The sequence below is a fragment of the Cohaesibacter haloalkalitolerans genome, assembly GCF_003574655.1.
Lineage (GTDB): Bacteria > Pseudomonadota > Alphaproteobacteria > Rhizobiales > Cohaesibacteraceae > Cohaesibacter > Cohaesibacter haloalkalitolerans.
In genome coordinates, this window is sequence record NZ_QNUM01000009.1 from 1 (window position 1) to 17,411 (window position 17,411).

General features: G+C 54.7%; 16 protein-coding genes. 6 read left to right on the forward strand and 10 right to left on the reverse strand.

Annotated elements, in window-relative coordinates; all coding sequences use genetic code 11:
• Positions 1 to 190: 190 nt before the first annotated feature.
• The 6 genes from pdxA to DSL70_RS19210 all read right to left on the reverse strand — a co-directional run bounded on the left by pdxA (position 191) and on the right by DSL70_RS19210 (position 6,159).
• Entirely contained in the window at positions 191 to 1,177 is a 987-nt protein-coding gene (gene pdxA, locus DSL70_RS19185) for a 4-hydroxythreonine-4-phosphate dehydrogenase PdxA (RefSeq protein ID WP_119309599.1), read from the reverse strand.
• Positions 1,178 to 1,235: 58 nt separating this feature from the next.
• A complete protein-coding gene (locus DSL70_RS19190; RefSeq protein ID WP_119309600.1) occupies positions 1,236 to 2,198 on the reverse strand; it encodes a phosphoglycerate dehydrogenase in 963 nt (320 codons plus the stop codon).
• The gene (locus DSL70_RS19195) at positions 2,198 to 3,082 is read right to left on the reverse strand and encodes a dihydrodipicolinate synthase family protein (RefSeq protein WP_119309601.1); all 885 of its coding nucleotides are present in this window, start codon (positions 3,080 to 3,082) and stop codon (positions 2,198 to 2,200) included. Before DSL70_RS19195 ends, DSL70_RS19190 begins: the two co-directional genes overlap by 1 nt.
• A 3-nt stretch (positions 3,083 to 3,085) precedes the next feature.
• Complete coding sequence (locus DSL70_RS19200; RefSeq protein WP_119309602.1) at positions 3,086 to 4,579, reverse strand: tripartite tricarboxylate transporter permease; 1,494 nt, start codon at positions 4,577 to 4,579, stop codon at positions 3,086 to 3,088.
• A 116-nt stretch (positions 4,580 to 4,695) separates the two neighbouring features.
• Entirely contained in the window at positions 4,696 to 5,661 is a 966-nt protein-coding gene (locus DSL70_RS19205; RefSeq protein ID WP_119309603.1) for a Bug family tripartite tricarboxylate transporter substrate binding protein, read from the reverse strand.
• 36 nt (positions 5,662 to 5,697) lie between these two features.
• Positions 5,698 to 6,159, reverse strand: a complete 462-nt coding sequence (locus DSL70_RS19210) for a tripartite tricarboxylate transporter TctB family protein (RefSeq protein WP_119309604.1) — start codon at positions 6,157 to 6,159, stop codon at positions 5,698 to 5,700.
• Positions 6,160 to 6,583: 424 nt separating this feature from the next.
• Between DSL70_RS19210 and DSL70_RS19215 the strand changes: the two genes are divergently transcribed.
• The 5 genes from DSL70_RS19215 (at position 6,584) to DSL70_RS19235 (ending at position 11,262) form a co-directional block, all read left to right on the forward strand.
• Complete coding sequence (locus DSL70_RS19215) at positions 6,584 to 7,702, forward strand: iron-containing alcohol dehydrogenase family protein (protein ID WP_119309605.1); 1,119 nt, start codon at positions 6,584 to 6,586, stop codon at positions 7,700 to 7,702.
• A 272-nt stretch (positions 7,703 to 7,974) separates the two neighbouring features.
• Entirely contained in the window at positions 7,975 to 8,691 is a 717-nt protein-coding gene (locus tag DSL70_RS19220; protein ID WP_119309723.1) for an alanyl-tRNA editing protein, read from the forward strand.
• 321 nt (positions 8,692 to 9,012) lie between these two features.
• Complete coding sequence (locus DSL70_RS19225; protein ID WP_119309606.1) at positions 9,013 to 9,360, forward strand: carboxymuconolactone decarboxylase family protein; 348 nt, start codon at positions 9,013 to 9,015, stop codon at positions 9,358 to 9,360.
• A gap of 206 nt (positions 9,361 to 9,566) precedes the next feature.
• Complete coding sequence (gene sseA, locus DSL70_RS19230; RefSeq protein WP_119309607.1) at positions 9,567 to 10,415, forward strand: 3-mercaptopyruvate sulfurtransferase; 849 nt, start codon at positions 9,567 to 9,569, stop codon at positions 10,413 to 10,415.
• A 199-nt stretch (positions 10,416 to 10,614) separates the two neighbouring features.
• Entirely contained in the window at positions 10,615 to 11,262 is a 648-nt protein-coding gene (locus DSL70_RS19235) for an outer membrane protein (protein ID WP_162916916.1), read from the forward strand.
• Between the two features lie 105 nt (positions 11,263 to 11,367).
• Here DSL70_RS19235 and DSL70_RS19240 read toward each other — a convergent pair whose 3' ends face one another.
• The 4 genes from DSL70_RS19240 to DSL70_RS19255 form a co-directional block, all read right to left on the reverse strand.
• A complete protein-coding gene (locus DSL70_RS19240) occupies positions 11,368 to 12,162 on the reverse strand; it encodes an amino acid ABC transporter ATP-binding protein (protein WP_119309609.1) in 795 nt (264 codons plus the stop codon).
• 18 nt (positions 12,163 to 12,180) lie between these two features.
• Complete coding sequence (locus tag DSL70_RS19245; protein ID WP_119309610.1) at positions 12,181 to 13,488, reverse strand: amino acid ABC transporter permease; 1,308 nt, start codon at positions 13,486 to 13,488, stop codon at positions 12,181 to 12,183.
• Between the two features lie 10 nt (positions 13,489 to 13,498).
• Positions 13,499 to 14,692 carry an amino acid ABC transporter permease gene (locus DSL70_RS19250; RefSeq protein ID WP_119309611.1) on the reverse strand — a complete coding sequence of 398 codons (1,194 nt, stop codon included), beginning with the start codon at positions 14,690 to 14,692 and terminating at the stop codon, positions 13,499 to 13,501.
• A 150-nt stretch (positions 14,693 to 14,842) separates the two neighbouring features.
• Positions 14,843 to 15,859: an amino acid ABC transporter substrate-binding protein gene (locus DSL70_RS19255; protein WP_119309612.1), complete on the reverse strand. Its 1,017-nt coding sequence runs from the start codon at positions 15,857 to 15,859 to the stop codon at positions 14,843 to 14,845.
• A 331-nt stretch (positions 15,860 to 16,190) separates the two neighbouring features.
• Here DSL70_RS19255 and metC point away from each other — a divergent pair, with 331 nt between their 5' ends.
• Positions 16,191 to 17,375, forward strand: coding sequence for a cystathionine beta-lyase (gene metC / locus DSL70_RS19260; RefSeq protein ID WP_119309613.1), 1,185 nt, complete (start codon positions 16,191 to 16,193; stop codon positions 17,373 to 17,375).
• Positions 17,376 to 17,411 lie beyond the last annotated feature (36 nt).

Sequence of the window (17,411 nt, forward strand, 5' to 3'; positions counted from 1 at the left end):
TTCGTCCATAAAAACCTCCTCATTTGATCTTCAAACCACGCCAATGGTTCAAGTGAGGAGGTCTCTTACCGATATTGTAGAACTTGTCCAGTCCTCCACCGTAGGTGGAGGTTTAGTGTAGATACAAAAAAAGGGAGCCCTCGGGCTCCCTTGAAGGTGGATTCGGATATTTCAGGAGAGATAGTGTGCGCTATCGTTTATCGCGGGTTGCAGCAAGTTTGGCTGCGTAGTCAAGCGTGCTGAGCATGTTGACGTGATTTGCCTGTCCTGTGCCGGCGATATCAAAGGCGGTGCCGTGGTCGACAGAGCAGCGGTCGATCGGCAGGCCGAGAGATACGTTGACGGCAGAATCGAAGGCGATCATCTTGATCGGGATGTGGCCCTGATCATGATACTGGGCGATCACCAGATCAAAAGCACCCTTGTGGGCACGGTAGTAGGCGGTATCGGCAGGAACCGGGCCGACAACATTGATGCCTTCTTTCTGTGCCATTTCGATCCCCGGCAAGGTGTGCACATCATCTTCATCGCCAAACAGGCCACCTTCGCCGCAATGCGGGTTGATCCCTGCAACGGCGATGCGTGGATTGTCATAGCCCATCCGCTTGAAGTGTCTGTAACCCATGCGAATGGTGTCGAGGACACGCTGTGGCGTGGAGCGCTCGATGGCCGTCTTCAGGGACACGTGTGTGGAGATATGCAATACGTTGAGGGTCTCGGACGCCAGCAGCATGAACGAACTCTTGGAGCCGGTCAGGTGCGCCAGCATGCCGGTGTGACCGTCATAGTGATGGCCGGCGGCATTGAGGGCAGCCTTGTTGATTGGCGCCGTCACGATGCAGGCGGCTTCATCCGCAGACACCATGTCGACAGCCTTCTTGATATACTGGAAGGATGCTTCGCCACAGGCCGGTGACAGAACGCCGAATTCACCCGGCAGGCCTTCAATCGGCACGTGGATGACGGCCAGAGAGCCTTCTGCTCCCTTTTCCCCATAGGCATGCAGGGGCAGATCCACCTTGCAGACAACCTTTGCCCGCTCAAGCGTATCCATGTCGCCGATCACCGCATATTGGGCCCTCTCTTCAGCAGAAAGCGCTGCCATGGCTTTTACAATGACTTCCGGGCCGACGCCGGAAGGATCGCCCATGGTGATGACTACCAGGCTGTTGGACATGTCTCTCTCCTTGGAATAGAAATGGAGGGCTTGTCAGCCCTCACCTGTTTTAGTTCATCTATTTCAGCTTATCGGCGTTAAGACACCGTTTTGGCATGCCACCATCCAGAATCGTCGCAATGTCTTCGACAACCATCAGGCCAACATTCTCAACCGCTTCCTTGGTGTCAGCGCCGGAATGCGGGGTAAAGATCGCATTGGGGTGGCTGAACACCGGATGAGAAGTTTCCGGTGGCTCGGTTACATAGGCATCGATGGCGACGCCGCCCAGCTGTCCGCTTTCGAGAGCTGCCGAGATGGCATCCAGATCGACCACTTCACCGCGGGCTAGGTTGATCAGCTTGGCGCCTGGCTTCATCTTGGCGATGGTGTCGGTGTTGATCAGGGCCGCATTGTCCTTGCCGCCGAAGATGTGCAGGGAGACATAGTCTGCCTTGCCCAGCAGGTCTTCCAGAGACAGGATCTCGATGCTGTTTTCCGAAGCAAAGACCATGTCCGCGTAGGGGTCGGTTGCAACGACCTTCATGCCGACGCCGATCGCCAGTTTGGCAAGGCGCTTGCCGATGTTGCCAAGACCGACGATGCCGAGGGTCTTGCCGCCAAGCTGGGTGCCGACGCGCCGTTCCCATTTGCCGCCCGTCACACAGACATGACCCTGCGGGATGAAACGAGCCATGGCATACATGAAACCCATGGCCAGTTCGGCAACGGCGTCCGCGTTGGCCGCCGGGGTGTTGCAGACCGGAATATTCTTGGCTGTGCAGGCTGGAATGTCGATATTGTCGACCCCTACCCCGTGTTTGATGACGGCCTTGAGATTGTTAGCGCCGACCAGCGTTTCAGCGGTAACGGGAACCAGACCGACGACAAGAATGTCTGCGTCTGCGATCTCGGCGGAAACGCCACCATCCGGCTTGGAGGTGTCATCACAACGCACGAGATCCCATCCGTGCGCTGCGATTTCGTCGGGCACCCGGCCGTGCTTGCCAAAGCCGGGTGACGTGGTGATTACCTTTACCATTACTTGATCAGCTCGTATTTCTTGAGAAGGGCTTCAACCAGTTTGTCCTGTTCCGGATCTGGCAGAAGAGCCGGCTGACGGGAGGCTCCAACGGAATGGTCCATGACCCAGAGGGCGCGCTTGACCATGGCAGGAGGGAAGCCGAGGCCATAGAGGTCCTTGCGGAAGTTGCCATAGATTTCCTGAGCGGCAGCAGCACCGGCTTCGTCACCGGCGTTGAAGCAGGAAACGATGGTGGCCAGAACTTCAGGCATGACGTTGCCAAGACCGGAGATGCAGCCTGCTGCGCCATTCTTCAGTGCCCAGTGAACCAGATGGTCCGGACCGGAATAGACGTCGAAGCCTTCGACTTCGTTGCCGATCTTCATGTAGGCTTCCAGGGTTTCCTGAGCGCCACCAGAGTCCTTGATACCGGCAATGTTCGGATGAGCGGACAGCTTGCGGGCGGTTTCCGGTTCGATGTGGTTCTGGGTGCGGGCCGGAATGTCATAGAGATAGATTGGCGTATTCACAGCGTCCGCAATCGTCAGATAATGGCGCTCCAGGCCGTCCTGGGTGCAGGCAATGAAGAACGGAGTGATCACGGCGATGCCATCAACGCCAATGCGGTCAAATTCTTTGGCTAGCAGCTTGGTTTCAAAGGTTGCCGGCATGCCAGCATTGACGATGACCTTGCAGCGACCATTGACTTCGGAAACAACTTCTTCCGTCAGACGGACTTTTTCATCAAAGGTCAGAGCCGAAAAGTCGCCGTTCGTCCCTGCACACAGGATGTTGTTGCCGGCTGCAATCTGGCGACGTACCTGGGCGCGGGTTGCTTCGTAGTTCAGTGTCTCGTCTTCGTTGAAACAAGTGACGAGTGCAACATATGCCTCTTTGGTCATGGTTTACTCCGTTGGGTTTGCGGTCCGCTTGGATTTCAGGCGTGCCTGCGAAATGAATGGCCAGGCGAGAGAAAGGATTGTCAGGCCAATGAACAGAAGGGTGATTGGTCCGGAAACGAACTCGATGACATTGTCGCCAGTCTGAAGAAGACCGCGGCGCAAGTTGGATTCCATCATTGGGCCAAGGATAAGAGCGATACACAGAGCTGCCTGTGAGAAACCGTATTTCTGCATGCCCCAGCCCAGCACACCAAATCCTACCATGGTCAACAGATCGACCTGGTTGAGGTTGATGGAGAAGGAGCCGATGAAGCAGAAGATCACGATTGAAATGGTCAGCATTCTGCGTGGAACCTTCAGGATCTTCGAGAAGAGCGGAATGAGGGCCATGCCGAAGATGAACATGAAGATGGTCGCGATGAAGGTGCCGCCGAAGATACCGACAACCACGTCAGGGTTGGTCTGAAAAAGCATCGGTCCGGGAGCAAGACCCTGGATCATCAGGCCGCCCATGAGAACGGCGGTCACGACGTCACCGGGAACACCGAGGGCCAGCAGCGGGATGAGAGCCGCAGCACACACCGCGTTGTTGGCGCTTTCGGTTGCTGCAACGCCCGGGATGTAGCCAGTGCCGAATTTTTCCGGAGTCTTGGAGGTGCGGCGGGCTTCGTTATAGGAAATCCAGGAGGCGGTGCCGGAGCCGGTGCCGGGGACGATACCGATGAAGGTGCCGATGATGGAGCCGCGGATCAGTGCCGAGGTGCTTTCCTTCATTTCCTGTAAAGTTGGCCAGCGACCGGAGACGTGGGCGATGATGTTGTCATCCTTGACGGTCAGGCGTTCGAGCTGGGTGAAGACTTCGGAAAGGGCGAACAGGCCGATCAGGGCTGGCGTAAAGGCAAAGCCGGATGCGAAGCCGTTGATGCCGAAGGTGTAGCGCATGACACCGGAGATCGGGTCGGCACCGACACAGGAGATCAGAATGCCGAGAAGACCGGAAATGGCACCCTTCAGGATGTCTCCCGACAAAGAGGCAATGATCGTCAGGCCAAACAGGGCAAGGGCAAAATACTCAGGTGCGCCGAACTCAAGGGCAACACTAGCCAACTGGGGCGCGAGCGTTGCAAGCACCACGGCTGCAATGAGGCCGCCAATCGTTGAAGCGATTGTTGCCATGCCGAGCGCCTTGCCCGCCTGCCCTTTCTGGGCCAGTGGGTAGCCGTCCAGAACCGTTGCGGCAGAGGCCGGAGTGCCGGGTGTTCTAAGCAGAATGGAAGAGACACAGCCACCATAAATGCCGCCGATATAGATGCCGATCAGCATGTTGAGGCCCATGACCGGGGTCATACTGAAGGTGAGCGGGATGAGCAGAGCGACGCCCATCGTTGCGGTCAAGCCAGGCAGGGCGCCGATTACCAGCCCGCCAAGCGTGCCCATGGCGATAGTCCAGAGTACGTCGACGTGAAAAAGAGGTGCGAGATAGGAGAGCGTGTCCATGGTCAACTTTCAGGCAAATCTGCTGAAGTCTTCGTCTTCAGACGTGACATTTTGTTCGTTGAGGACTGGAGCGCACGGGGCGCGCTCCAGCAATAGTCTGCGGGGAAGCGTTTGGCTTACTTGTTCATGCCCAGCATGCCGAGGTCTTCAAGAACCTTCTTGGAGACTTCGCTGTCCTTTTTGACGCGAGCTTCGAAGGTTGCGGCATCTTCATAGGTCACGAATTCGCCCATGTCGGTCATTTTCTTGATGAAGGCCGGGTCGGTTGCAATCTTCTGGACGGCAGCGCGCAGGTATTCGAGGGTTTCACCCTGAACGGTCTTCGGAGCCACGATGCCCTTCCAGGACGACCAGGTGAAGTCCACGCCTTTTTCCACGGCAGTCGGGGTGTCCGGGAACAGATCGATGCGTTTGTCTTCCATCACAAAGATCGGAACCATCTGGCCAGAATCGGCTGCTGCCTTGGCTTCTGCCGGAGAGGCAACCATTGCATGGATGTGGCCGCCGATGCAGGCTGTGCGAGCCTTGGAAGAACCTTCGAACGGAATGGATTCGATCTTGATGCCTGCGGCTTCTGCAAATGCTTCAGCAGAAATCTGGTTGGCACCACCAGCACCGGAGTTGCCGACCTGAGGCTTGTTGGCTTTGGCATATTCAATGAAGGAATCATAATCATTGAACGGTGCGTCTTTACAAGCAACAAGCAGCTGAAGGGAACGAGCGAACAAACCAACATAGTTGAAGTCTTCCACGCCGTAGTCGGTGCCGCCGATGTGCGGTTTGATGGCGATCGGGCCCTGGGCAGCTGCACCAATCGTGTAGCCGTCCGGACGACCATGTGCCACAGCGGATGTGCCGATGCCGCCGCCACCACCTGGCTGGTTGCGGATGACCATCTGCTTGCCTTCGAAGTTCTTTTCAAAGGTGTCAGCAAAGACGCGCAGGGAAAGGTCGGTCGATCCACCGGCGGAGTAAGGCACAACGACCTGAATTGGACGTGCAGGGAAGTCTGCGGCGGAGACTGTGCCAGCGGCCATGACGGCTGCGACTGCAACAGAAAGGGTTAGCAGGGATTTTTTCATTCGTTATCCTCCCGAGAATGAACGGTGTGACTATACTTATGGGAGCCAGACCGACAGAAGTTCTGTAAAGCCGAAATAGACGGCGCAAGTCATGATCGCCGGGAACAGGACAAAGACGAGCCAGCGTCTTTCTCCAAGCAACCAGAGACCGACGAAAAAGGTCACGAGCGTGGCTGGTATGTAGCCTATTGGATAGAATGCCAGTGCATAGGCGATCAGCAGAAGCACAAAAGCCAACATGATGACCAATGTGCGAACATCGGGCATGGAAATCGTCTTTTCTTCCTTGCCCTGTTCAGCTGCTTTTGCCCTGAAAATCATCATCAGAGCGAGGATCGCGGTGCCGCCAATCATGATCCACGGGACCATTGACGGGCCAGCGACCGAATTGATCATGCCCTGTTTGATGCTAAGGGTAAGCCAGGCTGAGATGGCGCAAAAGATCAGCAAACCACCGCCGATCCACATATCGCTTTTACGTTCCGATACAGTCGTCATGTATTCCTCCAAATGGGGGTAGATCAGAAAGGACCCCCAAAGGTCTTCTCGGACCTTGGGTTACAAGATGCTTCCAATCTGACAATTTGTCAACATAATTGTGGCAATTAGCGATTAGTCCAAGAAACCATAAATGCGGCTGTCGTTTCTGATTGGGCGGAAATCTGTGTTTTCATGGAATTAACCTACTGAAATTACTGTATTAAAATTAAAATTCGAAAATCCGGTCAAATTTGTGGAAACCGGATCGTGCGACGTCCAATTCTATTTTACATGTCAATACAAGATTGACAAATATCTGAATTGAGCGCAATTTAAGGTCGATCTTTGGAAAAATAGCTGCGCGCCTTGATCAAAAATTGTCAAGTGCTGCGTGTTGTCAAAAAACATGTGTGTTGAAGCGCCACGTCGGGAGGAATGATTAATGCTATCCCTTACGTCTCCATTGGAAATGCAGTTTCCGTCTGTTATCAGGTTCGGTGAAGGGACCATCCGGTCGCTGGCTGACTGGGTTGAAAAGAAGGGATACAAGGCTCCCTTCGTTGTTGCCGATGCCGTCAATGTCGCGCGCCTGGACATGCTGGGGCTGAAAAATGTCAACTGTTTTGGCGATGTTGTGCCTGAACCGGACATCGCCAACCTACAGAAGGCGGTTGAAGCTGCTGCCGGATGTGACGTGGTGATCGGCTTTGGTGGCGGCTCTGCCATGGACCTTGCCAAACTAGTTGCAGTGCTCGTCTGGCAGGATGTGGAATTCAAGGATATCTCCGGCCCGCATCGCGCCCTGCCCCGCAAGGTTGGCCTTGTGCAGATCCCGACCACAGCTGGTACAGGATCTGAAGTCGGTACCCGTGCTCTGGTGACCAACCCCGAAACCAACAGCAAGGTGGCAACGGAAAGCGTTCATATGCTGGCAGATCTTGCGATTGTTGATCCTAGCATGACGATGACGGTGCCTGGCAAGGTGACCGCTGCCACCGGTGTTGATGCCATGGCGCACTGCGTTGAGGCTTTCACGTCCAAACGTTCTCATCCGATCATCGATAGCTATGCTCTGCAAGGTATTGAGCTGGTTGGCAAATATCTCAAGCGTGCCGTCGAAGACGGATCCGACGCCGAAGCCCGTACGGGGCTGGCGCTGGCTGCTTTCTATGGCGGCGTTTGCCTCGGACCGGTCAACACGACGTCTGGCCATGCCATTTCCTACCCGCTGGGCACGCGCTACCATCTAGCTCACGGCATCGCCAATGCGCTGATTTTTCCGCACACGCTGGCAGCCAACACGCCGGCGGCACCTGAAAAGACCGCCAAGATCTGTGCCGCTTTGGGCTTCTCGGGGTCGACGGTTGAAGAGGTTCTTGCCGGAGCAAAGGCATTCTGCGAGTCGCTCGGGCTCGACATGAGGCTGCGCGCCTACGGTGTTCCTGAAGAGGATCTGGCTTCCATGGCTCAGGAGGCGCACGATATCCGACGCCTGCTCGACTGGAACCCGGTTGATCTCTCTGTGGCTGATATCGAAGCCATCTACCGTCAGGCGTTCTGATCCTCGGACACATCTCCTCCAGCGACCATCCTCCCTTGTGAGCTGGTGACGCGCTCTCTTCCGTCCCCCAAGCGTGAGAGAGCGCGCTTTTTTTAGGCCCCGCGCGGTCCCTGTCTTTTCAGCCATCCAATTCTTCTCTGCCCCAGCATCGCCGCTCATCAGCTTGTGGCTCTATAGCGCAGGGTTTGGCCTTGTTCGTCAGGGCTCTACGTGCCAGAGTGTGCATTCTGCTGTTCAGCAGAGTTATCCAATCAATTTTCAGAGGCTTGATCGTGACTGAAGATCTGTTTCGCCATGATTCCTACCTGACCAGTTGTGAAGCGACGGTCACCGGGGTACTGGACGATGGCGCCATCATTCTTGACCGTACTGTTTTTTATCCCACTGGCGGTGGACAACCTGGCGACTCTGGTGTGTTGACATTGGCTGGCGGGGAAACGCTCCAGATTCAGACAACTGTGAAGGGCACGGACGGAGGGGAAATCCTTCATATTCCTGCGGCTGATCAAGCCCTTCAGGTGAAAGTTGGGGACTCTATCACATGTCAGATCGACTGGGAGACACGCTACAAGCATATGCGCTTCCATACGGCGCTTCATCTTTTGTCTGTTGCGGTCCCCTTCCCGGTCACTGGCGGTCAGGTCAGCGACAAGGATGCCCGTCTGGACTTCATGTTGCCGGACCCTGATTTCACCAAGGAATCACTGACGGAGACACTCATGGGCCTGATTGAACAGGATCATGAGGTTTCCACCCGCTGGATTACCGATGAGGAGCTTGATGCACAGCCGGATCTGGTCAAGACCATGTCCGTCCAGCCGCCCAGAGGGTCGGGCAAGGTGCGGCTTGTGGCGATTGGTGATGTGGACTTGCAGCCTTGTGGCGGTAGCCATGTGCGCAAAACCTCGGAAATCGGCGCTGTTGTCGTTGCCAAGATCGAGAACAAGGGAAAACAGAATCGTCGGATTCGAATCAGGTTCGCCGACTAGTCTCTGCCTTTCTCGCCTGTTTGCGTTTTGGGACGCGAGAACACGGTCGGCCTTGCGTCTCATAATTGCGGTTCTGCCAGTTCAAGACATGGTGACCGATGTCCTATTGCAGGCGAACCGCAATATACTAAGATGGTGCAGTCTGCGGAACGCAGATTGTCACCGACGCTTCCGGCCTGAGGAGCCAATGGGTTTTAAACAGGTAGCTAAAATTCCAATTTTTTATAGCTATGTATGTTTGAAACTATTGAAATAAGGACGGCGAGCGCGTAATACATTAGTCGACCATCATGGTTCACAGTTTCCAAAATGAGGTTCGCAATGGCTTCCGATTACAAACAAATGATGAAAGACGTTTCTTCCCAGGTTGCAGTTCTGAAAAAGGACCAGCCGGACACCATCTCTGGCTTTTATGCCATGGCTGGCGGCGCAACCAAGAATGGCGCTCTTGACGAGAAAACCAAAGAGCTGATCACGCTGGCAATTGCCGTTGCCCTGCGCTGTGAACCCTGCATGGCATTCCACACGGCTGCTCTGGTTCGTCTTGGCGTGACCAAGGAAGAACTGGAAGAGACCCTCGGTTGCGCCATCTATATGGGCGGCGGCCCGGCTCTGATGTATGCTGCCCATGCCATGGAAGCATTTTCTCAGATTTCCAAAAAAGACTAATTGATCCAACCGGATCAGTCCTGAAGACAAAAGAGAGGCCAGCTTGACGCTGGCCTTTTTTGTTGCCAGTGGCGTTTCGTCGGAGACCTGAAACAGCTCGGCTCCCCGCTTGGTGTGCATTGTTGGGACAAAATATGGGAACCACCTTGCATGACGTGGTTCCCGCTTCTAGCCTCGCAGCAACTGTTTCAGACGTGGAGAATATAATGGCTGAACGCACAAAATGGCTGGTGGATACGGACTGGCTGGAAGAGCACCTCGACAGCCCGGACGTGGTTGTTCTGGATGGGTCCTGGTACTTGCCGCAACTTGAACGTGACCCAAAGGCAGAATTTGCGCGTGCCCACATTCCCGGAGCCATGTTCTTCGATATCGACGAAGTTGCAGACCTGTCGACCGACTTGCCTCACATGTTGCCAAGTGCCCAGATGTTCAGCGATGCAGTCTCGCAGATGGGAATCAGCGATGGACAAACCATCGTTGTCTATGACGGGCTCGGGCTGAGTTCTGCACCGCGATTGTGGTGGACTTTCCGTGTCATGGGTGTCAAGGATGTCTTCATTCTCGATGGTGGGTTGCCCAAATGGAAAGCTGAAAAGAAGCCGGTGACCGATGTGCTCGCCAAGCGAGCTCCGGGGCATTTCCATGCACAGCTCGACCATAGCGCCGTCAAGAACTTTGAGGACATGCTGAAGGCGATTCGCGACGATGGCGTGGAGATTGTTGACGCGCGGTCCGAAGAACGTTGGCGCGGAATTGCACCCGAGCCACGGCCACATCTGTCATCCGGGCGCATGCCGGGCTCCCGCAACGTACCGTTCGGAGGCTTGATCGACGAAAACGGGCGGCTGAAGGATGCTGGTGCGCTCAAGGCACGCTTTGTCGAGGCCGGGGTTGATCTGTCCAAGCCGATCATCACGTCATGCGGGTCCGGGGCGACGGCTGCCATTCTTTATCTGGCGCTTGATACCATCGGTCAGAAGAAACTGGCCCTCTATGACGGCTCCTGGACCGAATGGGCGTCACGGCAAGAGAGTGTCATTGAACGGGACTAGACCGGGTTTTCGAGCAACTTTTGAAGTGGGGGGATGTCCCCCTCTTCCCTTTATTCACTCAATTCTGTTGCAAAGTTGTCACTATCAGGGGGTGCCATAATATTGGCTTATTTCGACCACGATAGGAACACTACTCGCTGCTAAACGTTGTTCAGTCGCATAAGTCAAAAGACATGACAACAAACTAGCGGTGATGAAAATGAAAAGAGTTATTGTATCGAGTGCAATTGTTTTGATGGCTGCAACGGGCGTCAGCATGGCTGCCGACCTGCCTCAGTCCGAGCCGGCCTATGCAGATCCGGCTCCTGCTGAAGTCATGGGAACACCATGGGCTGGTGCCTATGCCGGTGCAGCTGCTGGCTGGACCTGGAGTGGCACAGATACGAACGGTGGCGCCAACTCCGTAGACGGTGACGGCGTATCCATCGGTGCGTTTGGCGGTTACAATTTCACCTATGACCATTTCGTGTTTGGTCCGGAATTGTCCGTCAACTACAATGACATTGACAACAAGAGTGCTACCACCCGCTTTGAAAGCAGATGGGACACCGAGGCACGCGTTCGTGCAGGCTACGACATGGGCTTCTTCATGCCTTATGCAGCTGTCGGTGTTGGCTTCCAGGATGGCAAGTTGACCGATCGTGCAACCAATGTGTCTGACGACAACGTTCATACCTTTGTGGGTGCCACCGGTGGTGTTGAAGCCATGGTTGCCGACAATGTGTCCGTACGTGCTGAGGCTGGCTATCGCTGGTCCAACCACAAGAATTACAATTTCGGCGCCACCAGCTCCAAGACCGATGTCGATGGTGCTGTAGCCAAGGTCGGCCTGTCCTACCACTTCTAGGACCGAACGCCGTCGTGAGAGGCTGAAAGCCTCGTCTGACCCTGAATACAAAAAGAGCCCGGGCAATCTGTCCGGGCTCTTTCTTTTTGACTGCGATCACATGTCCTAGTGAAGGATCTGGCTTAGGAACAGCTTGGTCCGTTCGTGCTGAGGATTGGTGAAGAATTCTTCCGGCTCGTTCTGCTCGACAATCTGGCCTGCGTCCATGAAGATCACGCGGTTGGCAACCTGACGCGCAAAGCCCATTTCGTGGGTCACGCAAAGCATGGTCATGCCTTCTTCGGCGAGCGAGACCATGACGTCGAGCACTTCCTTGATCATTTCCGGGTCGAGGGCCGAGGTTGGCTCATCGAACAGCATAATGCGCGGGTTCATGCAAAGCGAACGGGCAATGGCCACACGCTGTTGCTGACCACCGGAAAGCTGGCCGGGATATTTCAGGGCCTGCTCCGGAATCTTCACGCGCTCCAGGTAGTGCATGGCAATTTCTTCGGCTTCCTTCTTGGGCATGTTGCGAACCCAGACCGGCGCCAGCGTCAGGTTTTCCAGAATCGTCAGATGCGGGAAAAGATTGAAGTGCTGGAACACCATGCCCACTTCCCTGCGGATCTCGTCGATCTTTTTAAGGTCGTTGGTCAGCTCGATGCCATCAACGATGATCTTGCCTTCCTGATGTTCTTCCAGACGGTTGATGCAGCGGATCATGGTCGATTTGCCTGAACCGGACGGACCGGCAATAACGATACGTTCGCCGCGCATGACCTTCAGGTTGATGTCTCTGAGAACGTGGAAATCACCGTACCACTTGTTCATCTTGTCGATTTCGATTGCGACATCGGTCTCGGAGACGTGCATTTTCTTGACTTCGCTCGGTTTTGCGTCGACTGCGTTGTCACTCATAGTATTACTCCTGACTGCTTATCGTTTATGACCGGTGTGCAGCCGGTTTTCCATGAAAATTGAATAGCGGGACATACCGAAGCAGAAGATCCAGAAGACCATGGCTGCGAAGAGGTAACCCGTATGCGATGTCACTGGCGTCGACCAGGTCGGATCCGTAAAGGACGACTGAACCTGTCCCAACAGATCAAACAGACCAATGATCAGGACCAGCGTGGTGTCCTTGAATAGCCCGATAAAGGTATTCACAATGCCAGGGATGACGAGCTTCAAGGCTTGCGGCATGATGATCAGTGCCGTGGATTGCCAGAAGGTCAGTCCCAGTGCGTCGGCCCCTTCATACTGTCCTTTGGGGATGGCTTGCAAGCCACCACGAACAACTTCCGCCATATAGGCAGCGGAGAAAAGGGCAACGCCAATCAGAGCGCGCAGCAGCTTGTCGAAATTGACGCCTTCCGGCAGGAACAGCGGCAGCACGACCGAAGACATGAACAGCACGGTGATCAACGGAACGCCTCGCCAGAACTCGATGAAGATGATCGAGACAAGACGAACGACCGGCATCTTGGAACGACGGCCAAGGGCCAGAATGATGCCGAGCGGCAGCGAGGCCACAATACCCGTGATCGCGATGACGAGAGTTACAAGGAACCCGCCCCAGTTTGCCGTTTCGACTGGCTGGAGGCCGAAGTCGATGGACATGATCGCATAGATGATGGCAATGCCGATGCCGATTGCTCCGACGGTTGTCAGAACCGGCTTCATCTTGCCTTGTGTCGCGTATGTGATGAGGGCAGCGAGCCCCATGACGACGGCGAAGATGACGACAAAGGCAATAATGTGATCCTCGAAAGCCAGGTTGCCGCCGGTCAGCAGAATGAATGTCATGACCGGGAAGACAAGCAGCATGAAGAGGACGTTTTCCCGCTTGAACGGAACCTTCGGAATGAGCGCTGGAATAAGGCCCAAAGCACCAACTATGAAGACGATATTGACACGCCAGATCTCGTCGACCGGATAGCGGCCATAGACGAACTGCGGGAAATAGGCCTTCACATAGGCCCAGCAGGCGCCATGAGCGGCCGCATCGGTCACAACACAGGCTTCCCGATCTTTCCCTTCCCAAACCGCATGGATGAACGCAAACGGAATGACGGCATTCAGGATCAGGTAGATGATATAGATGCCCAGGAGTGTCAGCATCGCGTTGGGAACGGATGACAGCAGGTTATGATGCATCCAGTAAAGAGGTCCCTGAGAAGAAACCGGAGCCGGTCTCTGGTCGACCATTTCCTTGCGCACGAAGGATAAAGAGTGTTCAGACATGGTTTTCTCCTTACCTTTCAACCAAGGCAATGGACCGGTTATACCAGTTCATCAGAATGGATGTGAGGAGCGAGATGCTCAGGTAAACGATCATCCAGACGGCAATGACTTCAATGGCCTGCCCCGTCTGGTTGAGCACCGTACCACCCACCGACACGATATCCGGATAGGCGATGGCAACAGCCAGAGACGAGTTTTTCGTCAGGTTGAGATACTGGCTGGTGAGCGGCGGAATGATCACGCGCATTGCCTGTGGAATGATGACGAGGCGCAGGGTCGGTCCATTGCGAAGGCCAAGCGCGTGAGCCGCTTCGGTCTGACCATGGTTGACCGCCAGAATGCCTGCGCGCACGATTTCGGCGATGAAGGCGCCGGTATAGATGGTCAGGGCAAGGGTCAGACCAACGAACTCGGGGATAACCTTCATGCCGCCCTTGTAGTTGAAGCCCTTCAGTTCGGCATAGTCATAGCTGATCGGTCTACCGGAAAGGAAATAGGCCAACACGGGCAGCAGGATGATCAGGCCAAGACCTGTCCAGAATGCCGGGAACCGCTGACCTGTTTTCACCTGGCGCTTCCTGGCCCAGATGCTGACGCCGATGGCGCCGACAATGCCCACGGCAAGAGCGACAAGCATCGCTTCGGAACCAGCCTCGAAAATGGGTCGAGGCATGAAGAGGCCGCGGTTGTTGAGGTGAAAGACACCGAACAGATTGCTAGAGTCCTTGGGATTGGGCAGGTTGCGCAAAACCGCGAAATACCAGAAGAACAACTGCAGCAACAACGGAATGTTGCGCACGATCTCGATATACATGGTCGCGAGCTTCGAGACGACCCAGTTGTTGGACAACCGGGCAACGCCCATGACAAAGCCGACGATGGTGGCTAGAATGATGCCGATGACGGCAACAAGCAATGTGTTCAGCAAGCCTGCCAGCAGGGCCTGTCCATAGGTGGAGGTGGCCGAAAGGCTGATGAGGGTCTGGTTTGGAAGGAACCCGGCCGTGTTTTCAATGAAACCGAAGCCAGACGCAATATTTTGCTTTTCAAGGTTGTGTGCCGCGTTCTGGACGATGCTCCAGAAGAAATAGACGAGCCCGGCGACCAACACAAGCTGATAGATTATGCCCCTGACCTTGGGATCATTGAATATAGATCCCTTGGTCGAGGTTTGCCCGGTGGAATGGTGAGGTTTAGCAGCCATATTATCCTCGTGTGACACTGACTTTGTTTTCAGTCAGTCTATCGAGTGCGACATCAAAACGGTGAGAGTTTAGATTTTGTTATTCTTTAGATGTCGCTTACAAAAAACCCCGGCGGACGGATTTGTCCTGCCGGGGATCTTTATTGCCTATTAGCGGATAGGTGGTGCGTACTGGAAGCCACCATTGGACCACAGGGCGTTGACACCGCGAGAAATTTTCAGCGGGGTGTCCGGTCCTACGTTGTTGTCGAAGATTTCAGCGTAGTTACCAACCTGCTTGACGATCTGGTAAGCCCAGTCATTCGGAATGCCAAGAGCTTCACCGAAGGCACCTTCGAGGCCGAGCAGACGACGAACGGCCGGGTTGGTGGACTCTTTCATTTCGTCAACGTTTGCAGAGGAAACACCGAGTTCTTCAGCGTTGATCATGGCGAACAGAGACCATTTCACAATGTTGAACCACTGGTCATCGCCCTGACGGACAACCGGGCCAAGAGGCTCTTTGGAGATGATTTCCGGAAGAACGACATGTTCATCAGGGTTGGTGAGCTTCAGGCGCTGTGCATAGAGGCCGGATGCGTCAGTGGTGTAGACGTCGCAACGGCCGCTATCGTAGGCCTGCACAACTTCGTCAGACTTTTCGAACTGAACCAGTTCGAGCTGCATGTTGTGGGAACGGAAGTAGTCGGTAACGTTCAGCTCGGTGGTGGTGCCGGTGTTGGTGCAGACTGATGCGCCATCCAGTTCCAGAGCGGAGGTGATGCCGAGGGACTTGCGAACCATGAAGCCCTGGCCGTCATAATAGTTCACACCAGCGAAGTTCAGGCCCAGCGAAGTGTCGCGGGTCATGGTCCAGGTGGTGTTACGGGACAGCAGGTCGATTTCACTGGACTGCAGGGCGGTGAAACGCTCCTTGGCAGACAGCGGGGTGTATTTCACAGCTTTTGCATCGCCGAATACAGCAGCAGCAACAGCGCGGCAGACGTCAACGTCGATGCCGGTCCAGTTGCCCTGATCGTCAGGGTTGGAGAAGCCGGGCAGACCCTGGCTCACACCGCACTGAACAGCGCCTTTGGCTTTCACATCGTCAAGGGTCGCAGCGCTAGCAGCAGATGCGCCGACAGCCATTGCGGAACCCATAAGTACGGAAATAAGAACTTTCTTCATTTTGCAGCCTTCGTTTGTTGCCCAAATAAGAATACGATTGTCTCGATAAAATTCAGTCGGCAATGGGTTGTCAAAAACAGTCATTGCCCCTGCCAGTTGTTTTATAGTTGGTCGAACGTCTGAAAACCGACGTCTGACAGTCGTTATCGAAGAAAATTATTGGACTTGGGTCAAGAGGCAAAATGCAGCGTTAGGCTCAATTCTTTAGATTTCGCACGAAAATTGTGCAAGATGGCTGTAAAACTGAAATATTTTGTTCTTGTTCTCGTTTTATTCAGATGATAATGCTGAATACTAAAGCTAACATCCAAGTCTGGAGAGCCTTTGGAAAATGCAAAAGAAGAAAAACTGCACAAAAAATTATCACACTGATACACGATTAATCACCACTGGTCGTCCTACCGAAGACCATGCTTGTTTTGTCAATCCCCCCGTGATTCATGCATCCACTGTGCTGTTCGAGTCTACAGATCATCTTTATAGTGGCAAGGCTAAGTATTCCTACGGGCGGCGCGGAACGCCAACAACAAATGCGCTTTGTGATGCATTGACCGATCTTGAGGGAGCTGCGGGGACTGTTTTGACTCCTTCCGGCTTGGCCGCCTGCTCTCTTGCCCTGCTCTCTGCCTGCAAAAGTGGCGACCATGTTCTGATTACGGACAGTGTCTACGAGCCAACCCGGAATTTTGCGGCGCAGGTGCTGACGCCTATGGGCGTGGACGTAGAATACTATGACCCTCGGATCGGAGGCGAAATAAATGAACTTCTTCGGCCGAACACCAGTGCAATATTCACTGAATCCCCGGGCTCGCAGACTTTCGAGATGCAGGACATTCCGGCGATCGTTGAAGCTGCTCACGCGCGGGATATTCTTGTGCTGCTCGACAACACATGGGCAACGCCTTTGTTCTTTGACAGCATGGGCCACGGGATCGACATCACCATTCAGGCTGGAACAAAATATATCGTCGGGCATTCGGATGTCATGCTGGGAACGATCTCGGCCAATGAACGCGCCTGGTCCCGGCTTTATGAGGTCCATGGGGCGATGGGCTATCATGTCGGGCCGGATGATGTCTATCTGGCGCTGCGTGGCCTGAGAACCATGTCTGTGCGCCTCAAACAGCATCAGGCAAGCGCCATGGCGTTGGCCAAATGGTTACAGGCCCGTCCTGAGGTGGATCGTGTTCTCTATCCGGCGCTGGAGAGTGATCCCGGCCATGCGATCTGGAAACGGGACTTCACCGGAGCTTGCGGGCTGCTTGGCTTTGTGCTCAGGGACTGCAGCCAGAAACAGGCCTTTGCCTTTATCGATGCGCTGGAGCTGTTCGGGCTTGGCTATTCCTGGGGCGGCTTCGAAAGCCTTGTCACTTATGTAGATCCACGCGGCTACAGAACGGCAACGACATGGGACGAACCGGGACGGCTGTTGCGGCTGCATATCGGTCTTGAGGATGCTGACGACCTGAAGGCCGATCTGGAAAAGGGCTTTGCAGCCCTTGTGACGCCCCGATAGCCGGCTCTTCCTTATTGATATCAATTGAAACGAAAA

Bases quoted from the DNA above. Each gene is read 5' to 3' on its own strand.
- pdxA (WP_119309599.1), bottom strand. From the start codon at position 1,177: ATGTCCAACAGCCTGGTAGTCATCACCATGGGCGATCCTTCCGGCGTC.
- DSL70_RS19190 (WP_119309600.1), bottom strand. From the start codon at position 2,198: ATGGTAAAGGTAATCACCACGTCACCCGGCTTTGGCAAGCACGGCCGG.
- DSL70_RS19195 (WP_119309601.1), bottom strand. From the start codon at position 3,082: ATGACCAAAGAGGCATATGTTGCACTCGTCACTTGTTTCAACGAAGAC.
- DSL70_RS19200 (WP_119309602.1), bottom strand. From the start codon at position 4,579: ATGGACACGCTCTCCTATCTCGCACCTCTTTTTCACGTCGACGTACTC.
- DSL70_RS19205 (WP_119309603.1), bottom strand. From the start codon at position 5,661: ATGAAAAAATCCCTGCTAACCCTTTCTGTTGCAGTCGCAGCCGTCATG.
- DSL70_RS19210 (WP_119309604.1), bottom strand. From the start codon at position 6,159: ATGACGACTGTATCGGAACGTAAAAGCGATATGTGGATCGGCGGTGGT.
- DSL70_RS19215 (WP_119309605.1), top strand. From the start codon at position 6,584: ATGCTATCCCTTACGTCTCCATTGGAAATGCAGTTTCCGTCTGTTATC.
- DSL70_RS19225 (WP_119309606.1), top strand. From the start codon at position 9,013: ATGGCTTCCGATTACAAACAAATGATGAAAGACGTTTCTTCCCAGGTT.
- sseA (WP_119309607.1), top strand. From the start codon at position 9,567: ATGGCTGAACGCACAAAATGGCTGGTGGATACGGACTGGCTGGAAGAG.
- DSL70_RS19235 (WP_162916916.1), top strand. From the start codon at position 10,615: ATGAAAAGAGTTATTGTATCGAGTGCAATTGTTTTGATGGCTGCAACG.
- DSL70_RS19240 (WP_119309609.1), bottom strand. From the start codon at position 12,162: ATGAGTGACAACGCAGTCGACGCAAAACCGAGCGAAGTCAAGAAAATG.
- DSL70_RS19245 (WP_119309610.1), bottom strand. From the start codon at position 13,488: ATGTCTGAACACTCTTTATCCTTCGTGCGCAAGGAAATGGTCGACCAG.
- DSL70_RS19250 (WP_119309611.1), bottom strand. From the start codon at position 14,692: ATGGCTGCTAAACCTCACCATTCCACCGGGCAAACCTCGACCAAGGGA.
- DSL70_RS19255 (WP_119309612.1), bottom strand. From the start codon at position 15,859: ATGAAGAAAGTTCTTATTTCCGTACTTATGGGTTCCGCAATGGCTGTC.
- metC (WP_119309613.1), top strand. From the start codon at position 16,191: ATGCAAAAGAAGAAAAACTGCACAAAAAATTATCACACTGATACACGA.